We start from the raw sequence: 2,867 nt of genomic DNA on the forward strand, positions 1-2,867 counted from the left end.
CGGCCTGCCCAAAAACGACGACGGCAAGCCGCCGATGGCGGTCGGCGTCGACCTGCGCGGCGAATCCTATGGCCTGCTGATCGACCAGATCGGCGAAGTGCTCAAGCTCGCCGACGAGGGCCGCGAGGAAAACCCCGTCAACCTCGATCCCCGCATGGCCAAGCTCGCAGGCGGCGTCCATCGCCTCGACGGCCAGCTCATGGTCGTCCTCGACGTCGATCGCGTGCTCGAAATCGTGCCCAAGACCTCGCTCGCAGCATAGTGCATGTGTCGCCCGTGAAAGAAGGAGCCTAGAATGCAAACCTGTCTCGTTGTCGACGATTCCAGCATCGTACGAAAAATCGCGCGCCGTATTCTGGAAGGGCTCGATTTCCAGGTCATCGAAGCCGAGGACGGCGTGGACGCGCTGGTCGTCTGCAAACGCGCCATGCCGGAAGCGGTGCTGCTCGACTGGAACATGCCGGTGATGGACGGCTACCATTTCCTCAGTCATCTGCGTCGCATGCCGGGTGGCGAAACGCCCAAGGTGGTGTTCTGCACCACCGAGAACGGCATCGAACACATCTCGAAGGCGCTCGAAGGCGGCGCCAACGAATACATCATGAAGCCGTTCGACAAGGAAATCATCTCGGCGAAATTCCAGGAAGTAGGACTGATCGCGGTTCCGGAATAGTCCGTTTCTACCTGTAGCGTCAGCGTTGTAAGAGAGGCCGCCAGTGACCCCGCCCGATTATGAATATTTGCGCAAGCTCCTCAAGGACCGCTCCGGTCTCGATCTGTCGGCCGACAAGCAATACCTGATTGAAAGCCGGCTGCTGCCACTTTCGCGCAAGGCAGGTCTGCCCGGCATCAGCGAACTCGTGCAGAAAATGAAGGGCGGATCCGCCGATCTCACCACCCAGGTGGTCGAGGCCATGACCACCAATGAGACCTTCTTCTTTCGCGACAAGGTTCCGTTCGATCATTTTCGCGATGCCATCGTGCCGGAGATCGTGAAGGCCCGCGCAAGCCGCAAGAGCATCCGCATCTGGTGCGCCGCCGGTTCGACCGGACAGGAGCCGTATTCGCTGGCAATGAGTCTGAAGGAAATGGGCGCAGTACTCACCGGCTGGCGCATCGAAATCATCGCCACCGACCTGTCGCAGGAGGTGCTGGAGAAGTCCAAGGCGGGAATCTACAGCCAGTTCGAGGTGCAGCGCGGCCTGCCTATCCAGATGCTCGTCAAATACTTCAAGCAGACCGGTGAACTCTGGCAGATCAATCCCGACATCCGCTCCATGGTTCAGCACCGGCAGCTCAATCTGCTGCACGACTTCTCCCAGCTCGGCGTCTTCGACGTGATCTTCTGCCGCAACGTTCTGATCTACTTCGATCAGGACACCAAGGTGAACATCTTCAATCGGCTCGCCAGGATCACCGAGCCTGACGGCTTTCTGGTGCTGGGTGCGGCGGAAACCGTGGTCGGGCTGACCGATGTCTTCAAGCCCTTCCCGGACAAGCGCGGTCTCTACCGGCCCAGCGCCGCCCGCGCGACGCCGGCCAAGCCGCCGGCCGCGGCTGCGCCGCAGCTCGCTGCGATGGCGGGGCGCTGAGCAATGAGCGATGGCGCCAAGGCACCGGAGCGCGTGACGTTCAGCCGTGGTTATGGCGTCTGCATCATGGGCATCGACGGAACCTGGCGCCGCGATTGTCTGCTCAACGCCATCTCCGACAACGACGCCATCCTGACCGTGGAAGGCTCGATTCAGGGCCTCAATCTCAAGGAGTTCTTCCTGCTGTTGTCGTCGACCGGACTCGCCTATCGGCGCTGCGAACTGGTCCGCGTCAACGGCGCCGAGATTGACGTCTCCTTCCTGAAGGGAAAGAACAAGAAGAAGCGGGCGAACGCCATGACAAAGGATGCGCTGATCGGCGCCTGAGGACGGCCTCGCGGCGGGTGCCGTCATGTCGACATGGACGGAGTCCCCGCGCCGCCACCGCGGTGCAGCAGAAACCGTTTCGGCGATGGACATCGCAGGCAGCCCCGAGCAAGGCCCCGGAACGCCCTCGGGAACCCATTTCGTCAGGCGCGATTGGTCAGGCGACCCGTCCGGTGATCGATGGCCGTGAAATCGGCCCTTGTATCCTGCAGATAGCGCAGCGCAACGCCAAGGCTCGTATTGCAGGCACCGAGCGCGCTCTTCGCCTTCACGTAGCGGGGGGTGACGTCATCCAGGACGAAAACATTGTTGGCAGCGTCCGGGTTGCCGGGAGTCGCCTCCCTGGCAATCGCTGCCTCGAGCAGCTTCATGCGGCCCTGAACGTGCGCGATCAGCGAAACCAGGTCCGAAACGATCAAATAGTGACCGTCATTCCGGTCGCCGGAAGGGACCCCGCCGTCTGTTGCGATCTGCATGATTGCTCTCCTGTCCCCTTATTAGGGGGCCACGGGACTACTTGTGGGTTAAGGCTGCGTCCCGTACAAATACGGGTGGCCCGAATCTGTACGCCGCTTAGTATCGTTCCGCGAATGTGAGTCCTCACAGTGGATGAACTGGCACATGGATGAGAACTCTATTTCCAAAGGCGAAATTTTCGTCGTGGACGACGATCCCGCGGTCCGCGACACCCTGTCGATGGTGTTGTCGGCGGGCGGCTATCAGGTGATCTGCTTTGCCGACGGTGCCGCGTTGCTGGCGGTGGCGCGGACGCGAACGCCGGCCTGTATGCTGCTTGACGTGAATATTCCCGGCAAATCCGGCCTCGACATCCTGAAGGAACTTTCCGGCGAGGACTATCCCGCGCCGATTTTCATGATCTCCGGCCAGGGCGACATCGCGATGGCGGTGAGCGCGATCAAGAACGGTGCGCTGGATTTCATCGAGAAG

General features: G+C 61.2%; 6 protein-coding genes. 5 read left to right on the top strand and 1 reads right to left on the bottom strand.

Features of this window, described 5'->3' with window-relative positions:
- From Q8R73_RS10215 to Q8R73_RS10230, 4 genes are all read left to right on the top strand, one after another.
- Window positions 1-262: chemotaxis protein CheW (locus tag Q8R73_RS10215; RefSeq protein ID WP_305719425.1), on the top strand; the 262-nt coding region annotated here is incomplete at its 5' end.
- A 33-nt stretch (window positions 263-295) separates the two neighbouring features.
- Window positions 296-673, top strand: a complete 378-nt coding sequence (locus tag Q8R73_RS10220; RefSeq protein ID WP_305719426.1) for a PleD family two-component system response regulator — start codon at window positions 296-298, stop codon at window positions 671-673.
- A gap of 43 nt (window positions 674-716) precedes the next feature.
- Window positions 717-1,592, top strand: coding sequence for a protein-glutamate O-methyltransferase CheR (locus tag Q8R73_RS10225; protein WP_305719427.1), 876 nt, complete (start codon window positions 717-719; stop codon window positions 1,590-1,592).
- Between the two features lie 3 nt (window positions 1,593-1,595).
- Entirely contained in the window at window positions 1,596-1,919 is a 324-nt protein-coding gene (locus tag Q8R73_RS10230; protein WP_305719428.1) for a PilZ domain-containing protein, read from the top strand.
- 143 nt (window positions 1,920-2,062) lie between these two features.
- Here Q8R73_RS10230 and Q8R73_RS10235 read toward each other — a convergent pair whose 3' ends face one another.
- Window positions 2,063-2,395: a hypothetical protein gene (locus tag Q8R73_RS10235; RefSeq protein WP_305719429.1), complete on the bottom strand. Its 333-nt coding sequence runs from the start codon at window positions 2,393-2,395 to the stop codon at window positions 2,063-2,065.
- Between the two features lie 145 nt (window positions 2,396-2,540).
- On the opposite strand from Q8R73_RS10235, the gene Q8R73_RS10240 reads away from it, so the two are divergent.
- Window positions 2,541-2,867, top strand: a 327-nt coding sequence (locus Q8R73_RS10240; protein WP_305719430.1) for a response regulator transcription factor, incomplete at its 3' end; no start/stop codon positions are given.

Source organism: Bradyrhizobium sp. (assembly GCF_030697065.1).
In the GTDB taxonomy this organism is placed as follows: domain Bacteria; phylum Pseudomonadota; class Alphaproteobacteria; order Rhizobiales; family Xanthobacteraceae; genus Bradyrhizobium.

Bases quoted from the DNA above. Each gene is read 5' to 3' on its own strand.
- Q8R73_RS10220 (WP_305719426.1), top strand. From the start codon at position 296: ATGCAAACCTGTCTCGTTGTCGACGATTCCAGCATCGTACGAAAAATC.
- Q8R73_RS10235 (WP_305719429.1), bottom strand. From the start codon at position 2,395: ATGCAGATCGCAACAGACGGCGGGGTCCCTTCCGGCGACCGGAATGAC.
- Q8R73_RS10230 (WP_305719428.1), top strand. From the start codon at position 1,596: ATGAGCGATGGCGCCAAGGCACCGGAGCGCGTGACGTTCAGCCGTGGT.